Source organism: Bacillus methanolicus PB1 (assembly GCF_000262755.1).
Taxonomy (GTDB): Bacteria; Bacillota; Bacilli; order Bacillales; family Cytobacillaceae; genus Bacillus_Z; species Bacillus_Z methanolicus.
On sequence record NZ_AFEU01000001.1, the window covers coordinates 653926 to 674046 of the forward strand.

The 20121-nt window shown below is 38.6% G+C and carries 20 protein-coding genes; 6 read left to right on the forward strand and 14 right to left on the reverse strand.

Annotated elements, in window-relative coordinates; all coding sequences use genetic code 11:
* Positions 1–20: 20 nt before the first annotated feature.
* On the reverse strand, positions 21–956 hold the full coding sequence (locus tag PB1_RS03025) for an LCP family protein (protein WP_003350687.1): 936 nt from the start codon (positions 954–956) through the stop codon (positions 21–23).
* Positions 957–1299: 343 nt separating this feature from the next.
* Between PB1_RS03025 and PB1_RS03030 the strand changes: the two genes are divergently transcribed.
* On the forward strand, positions 1300–1731 hold the full coding sequence (locus PB1_RS03030; RefSeq protein ID WP_003350688.1) for a YhjD family protein: 432 nt from the start codon (positions 1300–1302) through the stop codon (positions 1729–1731).
* A 31-nt stretch (positions 1732–1762) separates the two neighbouring features.
* On the opposite strand, the gene PB1_RS03035 is transcribed toward PB1_RS03030, so the two are convergent.
* Positions 1763–2341, reverse strand: a complete 579-nt coding sequence (locus tag PB1_RS03035) for a competence protein ComK (protein ID WP_003350689.1) — start codon at positions 2339–2341, stop codon at positions 1763–1765.
* Positions 2342–2536: 195 nt separating this feature from the next.
* Between PB1_RS03035 and PB1_RS03040 the strand changes: the two genes are divergently transcribed.
* Positions 2537–2773 carry an IDEAL domain-containing protein gene (locus tag PB1_RS03040; protein WP_003350690.1) on the forward strand — a complete coding sequence of 79 codons (237 nt, stop codon included), beginning with the start codon at positions 2537–2539 and terminating at the stop codon, positions 2771–2773.
* 357 nt (positions 2774–3130) lie between these two features.
* Here PB1_RS03040 and PB1_RS03045 read toward each other — a convergent pair whose 3' ends face one another.
* The 3 genes from PB1_RS03045 to PB1_RS03055 all read right to left on the reverse strand — a co-directional run bounded on the left by PB1_RS03045 (position 3131) and on the right by PB1_RS03055 (position 5601).
* On the reverse strand, positions 3131–4444 hold the full coding sequence (locus PB1_RS03045) for a M48 family metallopeptidase (protein ID WP_003350692.1): 1314 nt from the start codon (positions 4442–4444) through the stop codon (positions 3131–3133).
* A 130-nt stretch (positions 4445–4574) separates the two neighbouring features.
* On the reverse strand, positions 4575–4880 hold the full coding sequence (locus PB1_RS03050) for an AzlD domain-containing protein (protein ID WP_003350694.1): 306 nt from the start codon (positions 4878–4880) through the stop codon (positions 4575–4577).
* Positions 4870–5601 (reverse strand): AzlC family ABC transporter permease, encoded by a 732-nt coding sequence (locus PB1_RS03055; protein WP_003350695.1) that lies wholly within the window; start codon positions 5599–5601, stop codon positions 4870–4872. The genes PB1_RS03050 and PB1_RS03055 overlap by 11 nt, the downstream gene beginning before the upstream one ends.
* Positions 5602–5732: 131 nt before the next feature.
* On the opposite strand from PB1_RS03055, the gene PB1_RS03060 reads away from it, so the two are divergent.
* The gene (locus tag PB1_RS03060) at positions 5733–6284 is read left to right on the forward strand and encodes a helix-turn-helix domain-containing protein (protein ID WP_003350696.1); all 552 of its coding nucleotides are present in this window, start codon (positions 5733–5735) and stop codon (positions 6282–6284) included.
* Between the two features lie 223 nt (positions 6285–6507).
* Positions 6508–7722, forward strand: a complete 1215-nt coding sequence (locus tag PB1_RS03065) for an IS4 family transposase (RefSeq protein ID WP_003350293.1) — start codon at positions 6508–6510, stop codon at positions 7720–7722.
* 266 nt (positions 7723–7988) lie between these two features.
* Here the strand turns inward: PB1_RS03065 and PB1_RS03070 are convergent, their stop codons facing one another.
* Genes PB1_RS03070 through PB1_RS03080 form a run of 3 tightly spaced genes read right to left on the reverse strand, consistent with a single transcriptional unit; the run spans position 7989 to position 10806 of the window.
* Positions 7989–8783 (reverse strand): ABC transporter ATP-binding protein, encoded by a 795-nt coding sequence (locus PB1_RS03070; RefSeq protein ID WP_003350697.1) that lies wholly within the window; start codon positions 8781–8783, stop codon positions 7989–7991.
* Positions 8758–9768 (reverse strand): ABC transporter permease, encoded by a 1011-nt coding sequence (locus PB1_RS03075; RefSeq protein ID WP_003350698.1) that lies wholly within the window; start codon positions 9766–9768, stop codon positions 8758–8760. Before PB1_RS03075 ends, PB1_RS03070 begins: the two co-directional genes overlap by 26 nt.
* A gap of 36 nt (positions 9769–9804) precedes the next feature.
* Positions 9805–10806 carry an ABC transporter substrate-binding protein gene (locus tag PB1_RS03080; protein ID WP_003350699.1) on the reverse strand — a complete coding sequence of 334 codons (1002 nt, stop codon included), beginning with the start codon at positions 10804–10806 and terminating at the stop codon, positions 9805–9807.
* A gap of 422 nt (positions 10807–11228) precedes the next feature.
* Between PB1_RS03080 and PB1_RS03085 the strand changes: the two genes are divergently transcribed.
* A complete protein-coding gene (locus PB1_RS03085) occupies positions 11229–12443 on the forward strand; it encodes an IS4 family transposase (RefSeq protein ID WP_003350293.1) in 1215 nt (404 codons plus the stop codon).
* A gap of 192 nt (positions 12444–12635) precedes the next feature.
* Here the strand turns inward: PB1_RS03085 and PB1_RS03090 are convergent, their stop codons facing one another.
* Both PB1_RS03090 and PB1_RS03095 read right to left on the reverse strand, forming a co-directional pair.
* Positions 12636–13412 carry an enoyl-CoA hydratase-related protein gene (locus PB1_RS03090; protein ID WP_003350700.1) on the reverse strand — a complete coding sequence of 259 codons (777 nt, stop codon included), beginning with the start codon at positions 13410–13412 and terminating at the stop codon, positions 12636–12638.
* 82 nt (positions 13413–13494) lie between these two features.
* Complete coding sequence (locus tag PB1_RS03095) at positions 13495–14229, reverse strand: MBL fold metallo-hydrolase (protein ID WP_003350702.1); 735 nt, start codon at positions 14227–14229, stop codon at positions 13495–13497.
* 180 nt (positions 14230–14409) lie between these two features.
* Here PB1_RS03095 and yhfH point away from each other — a divergent pair, with 180 nt between their 5' ends.
* Positions 14410–14544, forward strand: a complete 135-nt coding sequence (yhfH, locus tag PB1_RS16775) for a protein YhfH (RefSeq protein ID WP_003350703.1) — start codon at positions 14410–14412, stop codon at positions 14542–14544.
* A gap of 217 nt (positions 14545–14761) precedes the next feature.
* Here yhfH and PB1_RS03100 read toward each other — a convergent pair whose 3' ends face one another.
* The 4 genes from PB1_RS03100 to hemH all read right to left on the reverse strand — a co-directional run bounded on the left by PB1_RS03100 (position 14762) and on the right by hemH (position 20121).
* Entirely contained in the window at positions 14762–16954 is a 2193-nt protein-coding gene (locus tag PB1_RS03100; RefSeq protein ID WP_003350705.1) for a YhgE/Pip domain-containing protein, read from the reverse strand.
* A 71-nt stretch (positions 16955–17025) separates the two neighbouring features.
* On the reverse strand, positions 17026–17598 hold the full coding sequence (locus PB1_RS03105; protein WP_238533092.1) for a TetR/AcrR family transcriptional regulator: 573 nt from the start codon (positions 17596–17598) through the stop codon (positions 17026–17028).
* Positions 17599–17714: 116 nt separating this feature from the next.
* Positions 17715–19154 (reverse strand): protoporphyrinogen oxidase, encoded by a 1440-nt coding sequence (hemY, locus tag PB1_RS03110; protein WP_003350707.1) that lies wholly within the window; start codon positions 19152–19154, stop codon positions 17715–17717.
* A gap of 31 nt (positions 19155–19185) precedes the next feature.
* Positions 19186–20121 carry a ferrochelatase gene (gene hemH, locus PB1_RS03115; protein WP_003350708.1) on the reverse strand — a complete coding sequence of 312 codons (936 nt, stop codon included), beginning with the start codon at positions 20119–20121 and terminating at the stop codon, positions 19186–19188.

Genomic DNA, 20121 nt, shown 5'->3' on the forward strand with positions numbered 1-20121 from the left:
AGAACTCTGGCTGTTCAGGTTTATTTGTTCAGGAATTCTTTTAATGCGGTTCTGTTTTTTTCAATGTCTATTGCTAAAACAGATCCTGAACCGCTCACTTGTTGATTTTCAAAAGATCCGTCTACCGGGATGCGGAGAGTTTCGATATCACGATTCTCTTTTCCTAAAAAGTCTTTACCCATGAACAGCATTGTCATCGTCTTCATGTTTGTATTAATGTAAGGTGTCACAACACCGACTAATTTCGGCAGTTTCGGAATCGTTTCTAGACTTGTTAATTCCCTTGCTACGCTTTTTATTACCTTTTGCTGGCGTTTAACGCGCCCAAAATCTCCCACTGCATCATGGCGGAATCTTACATAACCAAGCAAATGCTTGCCGTCTAGTTTTTGGACACCCGGTTCAAGTGTTACCCCAATATTCTCGGACATTCTTTTTTCAACATTTACTTCAATCCCTTCAGGGAACGCTTCATCAATCAATTGGACAAAACCTTCAAAATCAACAATCGAATAATATTGCAGATCGATGCCAAAATTTTCTTTAATCGTTTTCCTGAGGAGTTCAGGTCCCCCATAGGCAAAAGCTGCATTAATTTTATCTTTCCCATATCCCGGAATATCAACATACGTATCCCTCATGATAGATGTCAGTTTATATTTTCCTTTTTCCATATTGTAGTGGGCAATCATAATTGTATCAGCCCGTGCATGTTCTTCTCCACGGCTGTCACTGCCGATCAACAATGTATTTGTCCAGCCGTTCTCATCTTTTTCCCCATTGAACTCATATTCCACTTTTTCAGTTTCAGCATTTTGCAATGATTGAGATACGCCGGCTTTATACAGGAAAAATGAATAGGTAAACACACTTGCTGACAATAATAGCAAGATAAAAAATAACTTTCTCCATCTGCGTTTCTTTTTCTTTTTATTTTGCCTTCTTTCATATCTCATTATTAAAACCCTTCCGTTTTTCTTCTAATTTCGACCTATTATATAAGACTTCATTTTTGCTGTAAAAGTTTCCTCCAAACATACCGGTAAATATTGTAATCTCGCCATTAAAAAATGAAAAACCGCAATCGTGCAGTTTTTATTCCATTTTAAATATTACACATATTGCTTAAACCAGTCTATAAATATAATGCAGCCTTTTGATTCGGGCAATGGCTTTCTGCTTCCCGCTTCATGGAAACAAAATTGACTGTAAAAATTTCCTCTTGTTTTCGAGCGTTTTTTTGAGTAATATATCAATACAAACATATGTTCTTATTCGGGTGTAAGGAGCATGGCGATTATGACAAGAATTCCTGAGGAAGATCGAAATATGATGGAACAGGCTATTTATTTGCCGATGGTATTAACAGTTTTAAACCGAGATCTTGTGGTCGTCGAAAACAGCCCTTTTAAATTAAGAAAACCGTACCTTGAATTAATTGAAGAAACAATGAAAGCCATTCAAAAAGAACTGGCAGAGGTTAAGCGGTATATGAAGAAGAACAAGCTGAAAGTTGAAGAGTTAAAGCGGGATGATGCTTTTACAATGTACATGTTTTTATATAAAGGATATGAAGAGCATCATAGCTACTTTAACCCGAGGATACGGAACAAAGTGCAAGAACTGATGGAATATTATTTATTTAAGCGGCATTTTTTCAAAAACGAAAACAAACTGGAAGGATCTGATCGCGGACAATCACCCACAAATGCCGAGCGCCTCAAGCCGTAACATTTCACAAACGGCAAGGCGCCGGAAAAAGCTAATTTTTGCGGTTCATGTACCTGCCATATTCGCCGTTTCTCTCAGACGACTCAAAATAGCGCGGTCCATGAAAATAATACATCGCTTTTCTCTCAGTCTCCTCCATTCTCTGCATCGTTTTCGTTTTAAGGAGCGCCGTCCTTAATAGCTGGTTTTCAAATGAATTGAAGGAAACGGGAAGTGTATAAATATTTTTATTACTGAAAGTGACATTTGTATGTTTTGAATCGGCTTTTTCATGAAAAACAACATGCTCATAAGAAATCCACATGCACTCGGGGTTATTCGGTGAAGTTGTTGGAAAAAAATTAATGAAATTATGTGAGGAAATGGCTATAGGAACTTTATGAGTAATCCCTATCAGTGTTTTAGTCGCTTCTTTTCTGCCTTCGTAGCTTGCCCCAAAATAAATGCAGCTCTTTTTAATAATCTCGATCGGTTTAAAAGGGGATATATATTCTTCATCAATTTCAAATATTCGCGAGTATAGTTTACTGCCATATTCGATTGGCATAATCATCATCGTACATGGATTAATTTCATATTCTTCTATAAGCGGTTTCCTTTGTTTGATCATATTTTCATCTCCTTTTTATGTCTTTCCCATATCATACCATAAAATTTCCAATTTTCTCTCATACTTTATAAATATTTTTTATATTTTTAAAATTATTTTAACACCAAAAATACTTATTTAAAAATTTAAAAAATTTCGTTGATTAAATCTCAATTATTCCATATAATATTAAAAAGGCAGCAGAGGTGATTTTTCATGAATGAAAAGTCCTACACAGAACTAATGAAACTCGGTGCGATGAACCGTAAAAAGGAGAAAGAAATGTTTATTCAAGACCTGTACATTGAAATGCTCCTATCGGAAGTATTATTACAGGCAGAGAAAGATAAGCTGTTAAAACTTATTGATGAGGCAATTGATAACAGAGACCGTCCTGCATTCCTCCAATTGTCTGAGCAATTAAAAGAATTAAACAAACGCTTCGGCACTTGATTCCCGCTTCAAGTGAATTAATATTAATTTCCCCCTCCATTTTCCGAAGGGGGCTTGCTTTGCGCCTTTCTTCTGATTAAACCATTCCCCACTGAAAAATTCTTCGAATATTTCCGCTGGCAGTTATTTTTTAGTATCTTCATTTCAAATCATACTTTCCTAAAAAAACCGCCAAACATGCAGCTTACCTCTTAATAAAAAGATACTTTTGCAAAAATACCACAGCACTAACACTGCAATAGCAACAATATCTGCGAAAAGAGCCTTTTAATAAAGGGGCTGTCTCATAAGGGTCTGACCCCATGTGCATTATCAATATATAGCATATTTATCCAACATTATATCCTATATATTGTGTTATGGGGTCTGACCCTTAGGCTTTTGAGACAGCCCCATATTTGTTTTGCTTTTTTGTTTAATTTCGTAATCTTCCATGGCCGAAATACGTTCAAGCATCGTTGGGTGCTCATATCGAAAGATTTTTACTAATAGCGGCGGGTTGACTTGGCTGAGCCCCGCACGTGTTAACTCCTGAAAAGTGGAAATCGCAGCGGCTGGATCTCTTGTCATTTCGATGGCGTATTGATCCGCCTGTTTTTCCTGATAGCGCGACAAAACGTTGGACAGCGGACTGGATGCAAACATCAATATTGATACAATCAATAAAATAAGCGGCAAAGACGCGATGTCGTTTACTTGAGAAATTTTTAAATCATTTCCCCATCGCCTTATTGCCATGTTCATTGCTTTTGAAGTAATGTACAGACCCGCTAAAGAAAGAAGCAAATAGCCGGCAATTCCAATATACAAGTGCTTTTTCACATAGTGGGCCATTTCATGGGCCATAATAAATAATATTTGCTTTTCATTCAGCAGGTTTAATGTCGTATCCCAAAGGACAATCCTCGAATTGGAGCCAATTCCGGTTACATAAGCATTCAGGGCGGTCGTTTTTTGGGCCATATTGACTTCGAATACATGCTCGGAAGGGATATTTGCTTGCTCTGCCATGGAAAGAATTTTCGCTTCGAGCTCTTTATTTTTTAGCGGATAAAAATCATTGTAGAGCGGATCAATCACGACAGGCCGAAGAAACATCATAAACAAAGTAAACGGAACGGATAAAAGCCATGCATAAAGCCACCATCTTTTTCGGCTTTTATTAGTAAGCCAGTACAATACCGTTACGATGATCAGCATAATACCGTAATTAATCCAAAAATCAATTAGTTCTTCCTTGATCCACGAGTTGAAAGTCTGGACAGAAATATGATAGCTTTTCGACAAAGAATAGCTTATAAAATTTAGCGGGAAAGTACCAATAAAAGCAAATAAAGATAGCCAGAACAAATAAATGGCTGTCTGGACAAATTTTATTTTCGCAGACTGTTCAGCCCAGCGCTTAAAAGCTTTCGACAGACCCGATACTAATATTAATGTGTAGAGCAGCCATTCAAGAGGCGTAGAAAGGAAAAAAAGCAGATTCCTGACTTTCGAATATTCCTCCGTTAACATGAGTTCCCGTCCATTTAAAAAAGTTGCCGGGTCAGCCCTGGATCCCTCATATTCAAACGGCAGGCTCGTATCGGCAAAATAAAACAAATACCAATAAAAAAACATTCCATATACCGCATATGCCACAACGGCGTAAAAGCCGATTTTTCTTGCCAACTAAAATCCCCCCTTATTGTCCAACCCCTTCATAATTAGTTTAGTTAAAAATTTGTTGATTAGAACTAAATATTAATTTCATGATATAAGGGCTGATTCATAAGCAAAAGGGATTTTTGAAAAGAACATATTAAATAAAGAACGAATAAATTGTTAGAACGGCAATCGATCCAAGAACAACTGCAACAACATTTGCACCAAGGAATGCTGCAATACAGGCAGCTGCCGCACCGACCACGCCGTACAACATGTCATCCTGAATAAATAAGATTCCAGGAAAAATAAGTGCTCCAAGAGCAGCATATGGAACATTTCTAAGAACCCCCTTTAGAAATGCCGGGAGCTCTTTTCCTTTAAATAAGACAAACGGAAGCATTCGCGGGATATAAGTGACAATTCCCATTCCGATGATCATCCAAATAATATCAGTTTTCAATCAAATTCCTCCTCAATTTGCCTCTCCATGTATAAATTGCCTCGATTATGACAGCCGATAAAAGTGTCGCCAAAACAATCGCCCATCCCGATGAAAGAAATTTTGTATATGCAAAGATACTATTAAAGATCGCAGCCAGGGCGGCTAAAAAGATAACTTTGACACTCTTTTTCATTGAGGGTACGAGAAGACCGATAAACATCGCATAAAGAGCGACCGACATGCTCTCCTGCAAAGTTTGCGGAAGGCTCGCTCCAATAACATGGCCAATTCCGGAATTAATAACCCAGCTTGCATAAGAGATTGAAAACAAACCGAATAAATAACCTGTCGTTACAATACCATCTTTTGTTGCCGCGACAGAAAATGTTTCATCTGTAATACCAAAAGAATAAATCACTTTATTTAGAATATGATCGTCCTCACTTTTTTCATTCAACGAAGCCGCCATGAGAAAATGCCTAATATTCACAATAAAGGTTGTCAACACAATTTCAAATATTCCCGTTCCCATTGATATAAGACTTAGTGACATATATTGGGAGGCACCGGCATATACAAGCAGGCTCATCATGATCGTTTCGCCTGCTGTCAAACCGCTGGTTTTAGCTAGAAGTCCAAAAGTCAAGGCAATCGGAAAGTATCCAATTGCAATGCTGATGCCCTCTTGAATCCCCTTCCTAAATTCAGATAATTGCTTGCTAAAAATTAATTCAGCCATTACCTCACCGCCTAAAAAATTGTAAACTATCCATAATGAAGATAAAATATTTAATAATTATAAATTATTTATACTTTTTTAATTTATTATACATATGTGCGTTATAGTATACAACGTTTACGGAGGGAAAAATGGAAAATATTCAAAAAATAATTGCGGAAAATTTAAAAATGATACGTAAAACCCGAGGATTAAGCCTTGATAGTGCAGCAGAAGCCACCGGTGTGAGCAAAGCTATGCTTGGCCAGATTGAGCGTGGCGAATCAAGCCCTACCGTTACAACCCTTTGGAAAATTGCCACGGGCCTTCAAGTTTCTTTTTCCTCTCTTATTCGGGAAGAACCATCAGAAATCGTTCTTGTTTCAATGAAAGATGTTGATCCAGTTATTGAGAATAACGGTGAGTACCGGGTGTATTCAATTTTTCCTTTCGACCCGCGAAAAAAATTTGAGATTTATATAATCGAACTTGATCCCGGATGCCAGCATGTATCAGACCCGCATAATGAAGGAATTGAAGAAAATATTACCGTCATGTCCGGATGCCTTGAATTGAAAATTAACAGCGAGAAATATCTCGTAAATGCGGGGAGCTCAATCCGTTTTACTGCCAACAGACAGCATACCTACACCAACCCGGGAACAGAAATGGTACGATTTCAGTTAGTTATGTACTATCCGTAAAAAGCGCAATCGCCAAATGATTTTTCATAAACAAGAAGGGTATATACCCCATTAGAAAGCAAAAAAGGGGCTGACTCATAAGCAAAGGGTCAGACGCACTAGCCTTGCAAAGGTTACAAATTCAGGAAAATAAAAAAAGGTTTACTAAAAAGAAAAAAACTCCTATTGTAGAATTGTTAGCTTGTTGTCCCATCAACAAGTTTTCTACAAAGGAGTTTTTATCATGAGCAATGTAAATATAGCTCAACCATCTGTTGTTCGTCAATGTTTTTCCCTTTTATCTACGGAAAAGCTTTCCTGTCCTCTTTTAAACTATGATCAAAAAAAATTAAGAGCTGATGCCCTTGTAAAAATTTTTGTTGCTGCTCAGCTGGGTAATTGGAGCTCATATACTGATATAGAGGAGAAATTACGGGCTGATAAAGACCTCATGAAAAGCCTAAATTTAGAAAGCATAAGTGGTTCACAACTAAGCCGTAGGATAAATGAATTACCAACTGAATGGGTACAAGATCTTTTTTTTCGAGTGGTCAAAGATATTGAAATTCAAACTAGAAATTTATCTGGTCTACCAAAGGGAATTGGGAGATTAGCCATAATTGACTCTTCTTCCTTTAAGCTGCCTGAACAGTTAGCTAACTGGGCTTATGTATCAAAAAATTCTACTCAGGTAAAAATGCACACCCGTTTAGTGGTAGCTTCTCCAGACATTGCTTTTCCAGACCAAATTATTCCATCAACTGGAAATGTCAGTGATTTTGAAGGTTCCGACTTCCTTGTGGTTGAATCTGATTCAACTTACGTCATGGATCGTGGATATGCTTCTCATAAAAAAATCAATAACTGGGCGGAACGTGGTATTTCTTTCATTGTAAGAATTAAAGAGCAGCACAAGGTAATCTATCTCGATAGAAAAATTTTAAACCATCCGTTGATTCGTATGGATGCGACAGTAAAGATTGGTGTAACCTCGAACGAGAAATTGCACCCGGTACGTCTCGTCGAATTTTTTGATGAAGAAGGACATCTATACCGAATTATTACCACACGCTTTGACTTACCGCCTGAACAAATAATGGAAATCTACCGTCATCGGTGGGCGATTGAGATCTTCTTTAGATGGATTAAACAACATCTTCGTTCAACCAAAATTTGGAGTACAAAACCCCAAGGAATCTGGAATCAGATGTTTCTTTCGCTGATTGCCTATGGGCTAGTACTACAAATAAAACTAAAGACACAAACGAAAAAAACAATATGGGGAGTACTGCGGTTAATCCGAACCTATTTACATTTATCTTGGCAGGAATTTGAAAAAGAACTGAATCGAAGGTGTACAAGGACATCAAAAGGGCGACAAAAAGTACCTAAAAAAAAGGAAGAAGACTTAGTTTTTGCAGAAAAAGTAGCAATGATAAAGCCAAAAAAGGAAAAATAATAAACGAAGTATAAATTACAATTAATATACATAAATTCAAATAAATGGGACAAAAAAGGCTAACTTAAATGGAGTTAGCCTTTTTTGCATCTAGATTAAAAAAGATTATGTTAAATAAAGTAAAATATTGAATTTATTTACTTTTATGCAAGGCTAGTGGGTCAGACGCCTCCAATACAATATATAGATAATGACTAATAAAGCCTTTCTATAAATTGTTATTGTTGGAGGAAGTCAGACCCTTAAGAGTCAGCCCCTTTTTTTATTTAAATTAATACAGCTCTGTCGCTCGACATCTTTTCACCGCGGATCCGCTGGAACTCTTGCAAAAGCTTTTCAACGGTCAAAGATTGTTTTTCTTCAGAATTCGCTTCGAAAATAATCTGGCCTTTATCCATCATAATCAAACGATTTCCGAGCTCAAGGGCCTGCTGCATATTATGCGTCACCATAATCGTTGTCAAATTGTATTCTTTGACAATCTGTTTTGTCAGTTCCGTAATAAGTTCAGCTCTCGCTGGGTCAAGAGCTGCCGTATGTTCATCAAGGAGGAGAATTTTAGGTTCGGTAAAGGTTGCCATTAACAATGACAGCGCCTGCCTTTCCCCGCCTGATAACAGGCCTGCTTTTGCCTGAAGCCTGTTTTCCAAACCGAGATGAAGGCTTTCAAGTTTTTCTTTAAAAAATTCCCTCCGTTTTTTTGAAACGCCTCTTCCAAGTCCTCGTGTGGCTGTTCTTGCATATGCGATGGCAAGATTTTCTTCAATTGTCATCGATGGTGCAGTACCTGCCATTGGATCCTGGAAAACGCGGCCGATCCATTTGGCACGTTTGTGCTCTTTTTCAAAGGTAATGTCTTTCCCATCAATCCATACTTCCCCTAAATCAGGAACAAGCTTGCCAGAAATTACATTCATTAAAGTAGATTTGCCGGCCCCGTTGCTTCCGATTACCGTTACAAAATCCCCGGGTGATAAATTCAAATTAACCATATTAAGGGCAATTTTTTCGTCTGGTGTTCCTTCGTTAAAAACTTTATAAATCTGTTTTAATTGCAGCAAGATCATCACCACGCTTTTTTGTCACATATGCTTCTTTTTGCTTTGCTTCAAGCAGCCTTCTTTTCTTACGCTGTTTTTCTTTTTGTTGTTCCAATATTTTCGGAACAATTAATGCTGTTATCACGATTAAAGCGGTAATTAATTTCATATCTCCTGTTTCGAGAAATTTCACTCTTAATGCAAGGGTGACAATAATCCGATAGAGGATTGCACCTCCAATAACAGCCAGCGTGGCTCTTACTACATTTTTAGCACCGAACACCGCTTCACCGATAATGACAGAAGCAAGACCAATCACGATCATGCCGATCCCCATGCCAACATCGCTAAATCCGTTGTACTGAGCAATCAACGCACCGGAAAATGCAACTAGCGCATTGGATAAGCCGAGCCCGAGCACTTTTAAAAAGTCGGTATTTGCTGCAAGGCTGCGGATCATTGTTTCATTGTCCCCTGTAGCTCTAAGGGCAAGTCCAAGATCTGTTTTTAAGAACAGATCAATTAAAAATTTTACGATGAAAGCTAAGATAAGCATGACGATTAGAATGCCCCACGTTTTAGGAACGAAACCGATTCCGTTCAACGCATCGTCAATGCCAAGGCTCTTCCAGAAATCTGTAATAATTGTCATGACCGTATCTTCCGCAAGAAGCGGAACGTTAGATTTCCCCATTATTCGAAGATTGATCGAATATAGGGCAATCATCATTAAAATACCTGAGAGCAAGGCGTTAATTTTCCCTTTTGTATGGAGAAGCCCTGTCACGCAGCCGGCAAGAAAGCCAACCAGCAATGCAGCAGCCGTTGAGATAAAAGGATTGACGCCGTCGACAATTAATACCGCCGCTACGGATGCTCCGGTGACAAAGCTTCCGTCAACCGTTAAATCCGGAAAATCCAATATTCTAAATGAGAGGTAAACCCCTAAAGCCATCAGTGCGTACATGGCACCTGCTTCTATAGAGCCAAAAATTGCGGTAGCCATATTATTCTTCCTTTCTAAGACTGCGTTTTCTACAGTCTATTCTGTAAACTCAGCGATGTTTTTCCATTCTTCTTTTATTTCAATGTTCATCTCTTTTGCTGCTTTTTTATTGATTAATAGTTTTAGCTTTTGCGGATATTGGGCAGGCAGCTCGCTCGGTTTCTTCTCTCCATTCAATATTTTGGCCGCCATCTCGCCAGCTTCATAGCCGATATCAAAATAATCAAATCCGTAAGCGGCAAAACCGCCCCGTTTCACTGAATCAAGCTCACCTACAAATAGTGGTATATCATTGTCATTAGCCACTTTAATGACGGATTCTAATGCTGAAACAACCGTATTGTCGGTAATAATATAAATGGCATCTGCTTTTCCTACGAGTGATTCAGCTGCTTGCTTAACCTCAGAGGAAGTGGAAACGGTAGCTTCAACGAGTTTAAATTTTGTTTTCTTTAATGCGTTTTTTACAATTTTAATTTGTGATACGGAGTTCTGTTCACCGGCATTATAGATAACACCGACATTCTTTCCTTTGAAATTTTCAGTGATGAATTTGACCGTATTCGGAATGGCATCAGGATGTGTATCAGTGGTCCCTGTAATATTTTCCCCCGGTTCATCCATTGATTTAACAAGACCTGCTCCGACCGGATCTGTAACTGAAGTAAATACAATAGGAATTTCTTTCGTTGCATTTAATGCTCCTTGCGCACTCTGAGTAGAATTCGCAAAAATTAAATCAACGCCGTCACTGACAAAATTATTTGCAATCGTCTGGTTATTGTTTTGGTCTCCTTGGGCAATTTGAACATCGTATTCGACCTTTAGCCCTTTATCTTCCAATGCTTTCTTAAAACCTTCATATGCGGCATCAAGAGAAGGATGTTCGACAATTTGGGTTACCCCGACCTTGAATACTTTATCCTTTTTCCCTGTTTCTTTTGCATCTTCATTTGTCTTTTCGTTTGTTCCACAAGCGCTTAAAATTAAACTGCTAAACAGTGCAGCTGCAGCAATTGCTTTTAAACCTCTTTTCATTTATATCCCCCTCATAAAATGATAATGGTCTTTATGTTTAATTTTATCGCTTTTACGCTTTTAAGCTCTGTCACTTTTAAGCTTTTATTCACTAAATTATATAGGTAAAACATTCTGCTTTACAACCCTTTTTATATAATTTTTAGAATTTTATTGAAAATGAATCGAAAATTTGCTGTTTTTTTGTCAAAAAGAAGAGGCTGTCTCATAAGGGTCTGACCCCATGTGCATTTATCAATATATAGCACATTTATCTAACATTATGTCCTATATATTGTGATATGGGGTCTGACCCCACTAGCCTTGCAAAGGTTACAAATTCAGGAAAATAAAAAAAGGTTTACTAAAAAGAAAAAAACTCCTATTGTAGAATTGTTAGCTTGTTGTCCCATCAACAAGTTTTCTACAAAGGAGTTTTTATCATGAGCAATGTAAATATAGCTCAACCATCTGTTGTTCGTCAATGTTTTTCCCTTTTATCTACGGAAAAGCTTTCCTGTCCTCTTTTAAACTATGATCAAAAAAAATTAAGAGCTGATGCCCTTGTAAAAATTTTTGTTGCTGCTCAGCTGGGTAATTGGAGCTCATATACTGATATAGAGGAGAAATTACGGGCTGATAAAGACCTCATGAAAAGCCTAAATTTAGAAAGCATAAGTGGTTCACAACTAAGCCGTAGGATAAATGAATTACCAACTGAATGGGTACAAGATCTTTTTTTTCGAGTGGTCAAAGATATTGAAATTCAAACTAGAAATTTATCTGGTCTACCAAAGGGAATTGGGAGATTAGCCATAATTGACTCTTCTTCCTTTAAGCTGCCTGAACAGTTAGCTAACTGGGCTTATGTATCAAAAAATTCTACTCAGGTAAAAATGCACACCCGTTTAGTGGTAGCTTCTCCAGACATTGCTTTTCCAGACCAAATTATTCCATCAACTGGAAATGTCAGTGATTTTGAAGGTTCCGACTTCCTTGTGGTTGAATCTGATTCAACTTACGTCATGGATCGTGGATATGCTTCTCATAAAAAAATCAATAACTGGGCGGAACGTGGTATTTCTTTCATTGTAAGAATTAAAGAGCAGCACAAGGTAATCTATCTCGATAGAAAAATTTTAAACCATCCGTTGATTCGTATGGATGCGACAGTAAAGATTGGTGTAACCTCGAACGAGAAATTGCACCCGGTACGTCTCGTCGAATTTTTTGATGAAGAAGGACATCTATACCGAATTATTACCACACGCTTTGACTTACCGCCTGAACAAATAATGGAAATCTACCGTCATCGGTGGGCGATTGAGATCTTCTTTAGATGGATTAAACAACATCTTCGTTCAACCAAAATTTGGAGTACAAAACCCCAAGGAATCTGGAATCAGATGTTTCTTTCGCTGATTGCCTATGGGCTAGTACTACAAATAAAACTAAAGACACAAACGAAAAAAACAATATGGGGAGTACTGCGGTTAATCCGAACCTATTTACATTTATCTTGGCAGGAATTTGAAAAAGAACTGAATCGAAGGTGTACAAGGACATCAAAAGGGCGACAAAAAGTACCTAAAAAAAAGGAAGAAGACTTAGTTTTTGCAGAAAAAGTAGCAATGATAAAGCCAAAAAAGGAAAAATAATAAACGAAGTATAAATTACAATTAATATACATAAATTCAAATAAATGGGACAAAAAAGGCTAACTTAAATGGAGTTAGCCTTTTTTGCATCTAGATTAAAAAAGATTATGTTAAATAAAGTAAAATATTGAATTTATTTACTTTTATGCAAGGCTAGTGGTCTGACCCTTAGGCTTTTGAGACAGCCTCAAATTATTTTCCTTTAAAGTTTGGTTTTCTTTTTTCATTGAATGCCTGAAGAGCTTCGAGCCTGTCTTCTGTCGGAATCGTTGCTTCGTATGCTTTTCTTTCAATTTGCAGTCCGGTTTGCAAGTCAGCATTCATCCCGTTTTTAATTGCAAATTTCGCCTGCTGTAAAGCAACCGGCCCATTTGCAAGCAATAAATCCGCCAGCTTTCTGCACTCAGACAAAAGCGATTCTTTTTCTGTGACTTTGTATAAGAGACCGTATTCTTTCGCTTCATCTGCAGTAAGGCGTTTTGCAGTGAGGATCAGCTCAAGTGCTTTTGCCTGGCCAATTAAACGGGGAAGCCTTTGTGTTCCGCCCGCTCCCGGGATGATGGCAAGGCTTGTTTCAGTCAATCCCATTGAAATACCTTTCGCCGCAATCCGAAAATCGCATGCGAGAGCTAACTCCATGCCCCCGCCAAAAGCATATCCATTGATGGCGGCAATTGTTGGCTGTGGAAGCTGGTCTATCGCGTTAAATACTTCATTGATTTTATAAATATTTCGCTTAACCTCTGCATCTGACAGTGTTTTTCTTTCTTTTAAATCAGCCCCAACGCTGAACGCTTTTTCTCCGGCACCGGTAAAAATAACGACGCGCACTTCCGGATCGATCCGCAATTGTTCCACAACGCCTTGAAGTTCGTTAAGAGTTTCATAGTTAAATGCATTCAGAGCATCTTTACGATTAATCGTCACCGTCGCAACAAAATTGCTAACCTCTGCCAAAACAACCTTCATACCGTCTCCCTCCATTTATGGGGTCGGGGTCTGGCCCTCATCACTTTAAAGCTTTAACGTATTGAGGGCCAGACCCCAAATATTATAAGGTAATTGTTAAGCCTTCGCCCGCCAGACTGATATTGCCTGAAAACATTTCAGCAGCTTCTTCCTTTAATTGGTCGATCTCTCCAAAGTGTGGAAGGTGAGTAAGAACCAATTTTTGCACATTGGATAATTTTGCAAGTGTTCCTGCATCATGACTGTTCATATGCCCGGCATTTTTTCCATTCTGGTTTTTATATAAATTGCATTCACAGAGAAGCACATCTGCTTCTTTTGCAAAAGGAACAAATTCCTCTTTAAAGGAAGTATCTGCAGTGTAGACAATTGATTTTCCATCTGCCTCAATCCGCATGGCATAGCATGGGACCGGATGATCCGTTAATAAAAAACGAATGGTAAACGGTCCAACAGTCAGCGTTTCTTCAGGGTTATAAGCAATTCCTTTTGAAATATTTTTATACGTTAATTTTTGAAACTCCTGTTGATCTAATGAATGTGCATAGATTGGCAAATTGTCCATATTCTTTCCTAATAGACCCTGGATCAGCCTTGCATGCTGAAGGACCCCGATATCTGCAATATGATCTGAATGATAATGCGAGATAATAACTGCATCTAACGTTTCCGGTTCGATCATTGTTTGCAGTTTTGATAATACGCCGCTTCCGCAATCAATCAGCAAATGAAAACCATTATGTTCAAGCAAGTAACCGGTGCTTGCTTCATTTGCTTTCGGATAGCCCCCCCAGCATCCTATAACTGTTAATTTCACACGCCCTTCCTCCTTCATATCAATTTACACCTACTTCAACTATAAACGATAAAGTTTATTTTTTCATTTTTTATAAAATTTGTTTTAAAACAGTAATTGACTTTATGAATCTGTTATAATACAATTACATTAACAACAACGAATTCGAAAACTTCATCTCACTGACAGGAGGACTGCTGCATGATTGAAAGCATCGTAGAATTCTTCAAAAATTTGCCGCCAAAAAAGTGTACTGACTGTGGTGAAACGATTGAAGAGCAGCATGAATGTTACGGAAATAAATGTGAAAAATGTTTAGGCTTGTTCGATATGTAATCTACTAATCTTGCATTCTTAGTAACTTATAAATCCATGTTTCTCTTAGAAGCGAGTGAAATCTCCCTCAATTTCACTCCATCCATCCTCCCTTTCAATAAGAAAAAAATTAATACCAAAAAAAGGAACCAGTTGCAATTCTACGACTGGTTCCTTCTTAATTTCAAAATATTCACATTCACTTTACCGCTTTAAAGCGAAGCGGGCCTGTCCCGCGCTACTTTACAGCGATAAAGCGGCGCTTGTGCATTGCGTTAAAGTATGCAAGTGTGCCGACCATAAAGATAAGTGCGTATATGAGCAGTATCATGAAGTTTTCCCACATGAAGCTGAAGTTTCCGCTTGAGATGACAGCCTTAAATCCTGCTACCGAATATGTCATAGGCAGGAACGCATTGAATGGCTGCAAGAAATCAGGAATCAATTCAAGCGGGAACGTACCGGCACTTGTTGTTAATTGAAGAATGAGAATAATAATCGCGATAAATCGTCCAGGATCTCCAAACAATGTTACAAAAAATTGAATCAGCGTAACAAACGCAAGACTTGTTATAACAGAAAAGAGCACAAATAACGGAAGGCTTTTTACATCAAGCCCTAAAACTCCAAGCAAAATAATATCTGAAATGAGAGCTTGAATAATTCCGGCAGCAGCCATTATTCCAAACTTACCGAAAAACCAGCTTAAACCATTTCTCGGTACGGCTGCCGGTTCTCTTATCGGATAAACAATTGTTAATACTAGCGCGCCGACGAATAAACCAAGCGATAAGAAATATGGAGCAAAACCTGTACCATAGTTTGGCACTTCATTCAATTTTTCATTTTTTACTTTTACGGGTTCTGCCATCATATTGTATGTTTTTTCATCAGCATCGACGGATGAAGCCTTTTTAGCACCATTTGCCAGTTTTCCGGACAGTTCAATGTTGCCTTTAAAAATCTTTGAATTGCCATCAGCAATCTTCTGTGCTCCCTCTTCAAGCTTACCGGAACCGTCAACCAATTGGCTCGATCCTTCAGTAAGCTGATTCACTCCTCCGGTCAATTTGGATGCACCTTTGGCTAACCGAACAGATCCATCTTTTGCCTCAGTAATTTTCTCTCCAAAAGCAGACATTCCTGACACAAACTCTTTCTGGCCGGCCGCAATCTTATTGGCTCCTTTTTCCAGCTCTGTCCCTGCTTCAGCAAGTTGCGTCATCCCAATTTGCAGCTGCTCCTGTCCTGATTTTAATACTCCAAGCTGCTGTGTCAATGTATCGGCGCCAGCTGCCAACTGACCCGCTGAGCTTGCGAGCTGGCCAGTGCCATTTGCTAATTCCGCACTTCCTTGTTTTAAGCTGTTCAAAGCTGCTTCCAGTGACTGTTTCTGCTCCGGAGGCAGCATTGGCATAATACTTTTCAAATTACTTTCCAATAACACAGTTCCTTCATTTAATTTCTTAGCACCCTGGGCTGCACTTTCAGCTCCGGTTTGCCAATGCTTTAATAAACACGAAAAAGTTTTTGCACCTGTTTGCAGCTTTTCTGTCCCACTTACCAATTGTGGAATCCTCCGTTCAGCCTTTTGAATCCCGGCGTTTGCTTGGCTCATCCCTGAAGCGAGCGATTCAGAACCGGTCTTCAATTCATTTGCCGCATTATGCAGTTTTCGATGCCCTTCCAACAGCTGCGACAGACCGGATGATAAGGAAGTAGCTCCATCTGCAACTTCTTTAGACCCTTCATTTGCTTCTTTCATGCCATTATTAAATTGAATTAATTTTTCAGCTAATGTAACAAGACTTTCATGAAATGTTTTAGAACCACTGCTTAGCTCCTTAGCACCGTCACTTAATTTCTTAGCACCATCACTAGCTGTCTTCATTCCATCTGAAAGCTTTGCAACTTTATCAAACATTGTCTCTGCATACGTTTCGATTATCTCTTTTGATAATGAAGCCTTTATTCTCACCATAGCATTTTCGCCAATTTGAGCAGATAAAAAGTTATAGCTTTCATTTGGAACATAAATGAGATCCAATTTCTTCGGATTTTCATTCATTAAAGTCGTTGCGTTTTTCGAAAAGTCATCTGGAATTTCTACAAGCATGTAATATTCCTGATCCTCAAGCTTCTTATACCCTTCCTCTTTTTCAACAAATATAAAATTAAAATCTTTCTTATCTTTCAGTTTCGATACTAACTCATCACCAAGATTTAATTCTTCCCCCTCAAACATTGCCCCCTTGTCTTCGTTGACAACGGCCACAGGAAGGTTATCTAAATGTGCATACGGGTCCCAAAAAGCCCATAAAAACATGCCGCTGTATATAATAGGAATAAATAAGACGGAAATTATTGGGATCAGAAGTTTTTTGTTCTTAATAATAGCCGAAAACTCTTTTTTTAATAAAAAATTTTTCATCCCTTTAGCCTCCGAATAATGATTGACTATTTTGTTCATTTAGTCATTTCATGTCTAAAAAGAAGGACTACCTAATTCGATAATCCTTTAAAAATATATTGCTCAAACAGCTCTGCGATTTCTTCCTTATCCAGCGGCTCATGTTTCTTTTCCCAATCAAAGATTAGTGCAATGTACAGTTTCAACATGACGAAAGCCGTTAACTCAGGATCGCATTTCTTTATTTGCCCTGTTTCAATAGCCGAAACAACCTTCTCCTTTATATAATTTAAAATTGCGGTCTCCATTTTTTCCATAACATCCATAACCGCGGGTGTTCCCATCTCTTTTCCTTCTTCATAAAGTTTAATCGTGAGCTGGTGCTTTCGCCGAAATTCGAGGATTTTAAAAAGAGCACGATGAACATTTTCATGGAACGAAAGAGACGGATCAAACGAACTCTCTGCAGCACTTTTCATTTCCTTTATCAATGTAGAGATAATTTCATCAAATAATTCCTCTTTATTCTTAAAAAAAGTATAAATCGTTCCTTTTCCAACGTTGGCAAGTTTTGCAACCTGATCCATCGTTGTTGCTTTATAACCGAACAAAGAAAACGATTTAGTCGCCGCTTCAATAATTAGCTGCTTTCGATCCATTCGTATTTTCCTCCCGCAAGAGTGACTAAATGAACATTTTAGTCAGTTAGTAAGAATATGTATAAAAGAATAACAGGTTTTCTCTTAAAAATCAATTAATTTCTATTTAAAAACGGCCGCCTTTAATGGACAGCCGTTTTCGTTTTTTTATGTAATTTTAAAAAGGACAACACTTTTTCAACCGCCGCTTCCCCTTGATCGATACAATCTGGAAGGCCGAGCCCTTCAAATGAACTGCCGGCAAGAAACAGACCAGGAAGTTCTTCAGCAACATAACGTTTAATGTTTTCTATCCTTTGTTTGTGGCCTATCGTATATTGAGGCATAGCTTCTTTCCAGCGCGAAATAACAGCAAACTCCGGCTCATCAGTAATATTCATAATCTTATCTAAGTCATCAAGGACAATTTTGATAATCTGATCATCAGAAAGATCAACTACTGTTTCATCACCGGCTCTGCCAACGTAACAGCGCAGAAGCACTTTTCCTTCAGGAGTTGTATGTGGCCACTTCTTATGTGTCCATGTACACGCCGTTATTGTGTAGTCATTTTTTCGTGACACAACAAATCCAGTTCCGTCAATATCTTTTTCGATTGCTTCTTTCGGAAATGCAAGGGCGACTGTAGCTACAGAAGTAGATGGCATTTCCTTAAGGATGTCAAAAAATTCATATTCCGAAAAAACCGAAGGCAGCACCTGATGCGGGACAGCAGAAACGATACTGTCCGCAAAAATCAGTTGCCCATTATTCAGCTTAAGCTCATATCCATTATCATTTTTCGTTACCGATTCAACTTTAATGCCTTTTAATACAGAACCAGGCTCTAATTTCGTTTCAATGGCATCTGCAAAAGATTGTAAGCCTGTTGTGAAGGTGAAAAAGATCCCTTTTGATTTTCCGCTTTGCCCATGGTTTTTAGGCTGGGCTGGGGTCGCTTTTTTCATGCCAAGAATTAGACTTCGATATTTTTGTTCCACCTCGTAAAACTGCGGGAATGTTGCCATTAGACTTAGCTGATCAATGTCACCCGCATAAATTCCTGATAATAGAGGCTCAATCAAGTTTTCGACTACTTCATCTCCCAATCTGCGCCGGAAAAATTGGCCTAACGATTGATCCTTTGCCGGATTCGAGCGCGGCAATACAAAGTCAGCTGCTGCTCTTAACTTTCCTATGACAGAAAACAAACCGGTTGTAATAAACGGGGCAATCTGGGTAGGGATCCCCATAATGGAACCGCCCGGCATAGGATGCAGCCGATTTTTTGCCAATACAAAAGATTTCCCGGCAGAATTGTTTACAAGTTTATCTTCCATTCCAACCTCTTTTGCCAGTCGGTATGCACTTTGTTTACGAGCGAGAAATGAGTCAGGTCCTCGTTCAATAATGTAACCGTCTTTTACAACGGTCTGCATTTTCCCTCCCAGCCTGTGGGTAGCTTCGATGATTTTTACTTCGATTGGAAGGCCTTTTTCACTTGCTTCCTTTTGCAAATAATACGCAGCCGTTAATCCCGTAATGCCTCCGCCTATTATGACAACTTTGCGTTTTTCATCCATCACGGTTTCATCGCCTTCTTTACATTAAGTTTCAGTCATTTAATTTAAGATGTTTCATAACCACCGTTGCAAGCGCATCGATAAATTCAGGCTGTTCATTTGGCATTTCAGGCCGATAGTAACTTGCTCCAACCTCATCAGTAACATTTTTACATTCTATGTCGTTGTCATACAAAACCTCAAGATGTTCTGATACAAATCCAACCGGAATATAAACAAATGCACGATAGCCTTTTTTATTATAAAGGTCGCGTGTCAGATCTTGAACATCAGGACCCAGCCACGGTTCCGGTGTATTGCCTGCACTTTGCCAGCCGATTTCATAATTTTTGACCTCTGCCTGGCTAGCGATTAAATCTGCCGTTTCCTTGAGCTGATTTGGGTATGGATCACCAGCGTTTAGAATTTTTTCCGGCAAACTGTGGGCAGAAACGATCAGGCAAGCATTATTTTTTTCAGCGTCCGGCATCTTTTCAAACGTTTCCTTCACTTTCTTTACCCAATATTGAATAAACTTTGGTTCATTGTACCAGCTTTCAATGGATGTAATGTTTGGACCGCCAAGCTTTTTTGCTTCTTCTTTTGCTCTCTCGTTGTAAGATTTGACGCTGAAAGTCGAAAAATGAGGAGCAAGCACAATACTTACCGCTTCTTGAATTTCATCCTCATGCATTTGTTTTACTGCATCCTCAACAAAAGGCTCAATATGCTTTAAGCCGAGATACATTTTGAACTCATACTCGGATTGAATCCGGTTTAAATGCTTTTCCAGTTCTTCCGCCTGCTCCCTCGTGATTTTCGCAAGCGGAGAAATTCCGCCGATCGCATTATATCGGCTTCTTAAATCATCTATCATTTCCTGCGAAGGCTTTCTGCCCCGGCGGATATGTGTATAATAGCGTTCTAAATCTTCTTCCTTGTAAGGTGTTCCGTATGCCATTACAAGCAATCCCATTTTTTTCTTCAT

What these genes read in the sequence shown, in the direction of transcription:
- PB1_RS03035 (WP_003350689.1), bottom strand. Translation starts at nt 2,341, where the DNA reads ATGATCAAACAAAGGAAACCGCTTATAGAAGAATATGAAATTAATCCA.
- PB1_RS03030 (WP_003350688.1), top strand. Translation starts at nt 1,300, where the DNA reads ATGACAAGAATTCCTGAGGAAGATCGAAATATGATGGAACAGGCTATT.
- PB1_RS03075 (WP_003350698.1), bottom strand. Translation starts at nt 9,768, where the DNA reads ATGGCTACCGCAATTTTTGGCTCTATAGAAGCAGGTGCCATGTACGCA.
- yhfH (WP_003350703.1), top strand. Translation starts at nt 14,410, where the DNA reads ATGATTGAAAGCATCGTAGAATTCTTCAAAAATTTGCCGCCAAAAAAG.
- hemH (WP_003350708.1), bottom strand. Translation starts at nt 20,121, where the DNA reads ATGAAGAAAAAAATGGGATTGCTTGTAATGGCATACGGAACACCTTAC.
- PB1_RS03100 (WP_003350705.1), bottom strand. Translation starts at nt 16,954, where the DNA reads ATGAAAAATTTTTTATTAAAAAAAGAGTTTTCGGCTATTATTAAGAAC.
- PB1_RS03090 (WP_003350700.1), bottom strand. Translation starts at nt 13,412, where the DNA reads ATGAAGGTTGTTTTGGCAGAGGTTAGCAATTTTGTTGCGACGGTGACG.
- PB1_RS03040 (WP_003350690.1), top strand. Translation starts at nt 2,537, where the DNA reads ATGAATGAAAAGTCCTACACAGAACTAATGAAACTCGGTGCGATGAAC.
- hemY (WP_003350707.1), bottom strand. Translation starts at nt 19,154, where the DNA reads ATGGATGAAAAACGCAAAGTTGTCATAATAGGCGGAGGCATTACGGGA.
- PB1_RS03080 (WP_003350699.1), bottom strand. Translation starts at nt 10,806, where the DNA reads ATGAAAAGAGGTTTAAAAGCAATTGCTGCAGCTGCACTGTTTAGCAGT.
- PB1_RS03065 (WP_003350293.1), top strand. Translation starts at nt 6,508, where the DNA reads ATGAGCAATGTAAATATAGCTCAACCATCTGTTGTTCGTCAATGTTTT.
- PB1_RS03025 (WP_003350687.1), bottom strand. Translation starts at nt 956, where the DNA reads ATGAGATATGAAAGAAGGCAAAATAAAAAGAAAAAGAAACGCAGATGG.
- PB1_RS03055 (WP_003350695.1), bottom strand. Translation starts at nt 5,601, where the DNA reads ATGGCTGAATTAATTTTTAGCAAGCAATTATCTGAATTTAGGAAGGGG.
- PB1_RS03060 (WP_003350696.1), top strand. Translation starts at nt 5,733, where the DNA reads ATGGAAAATATTCAAAAAATAATTGCGGAAAATTTAAAAATGATACGT.
- PB1_RS03085 (WP_003350293.1), top strand. Translation starts at nt 11,229, where the DNA reads ATGAGCAATGTAAATATAGCTCAACCATCTGTTGTTCGTCAATGTTTT.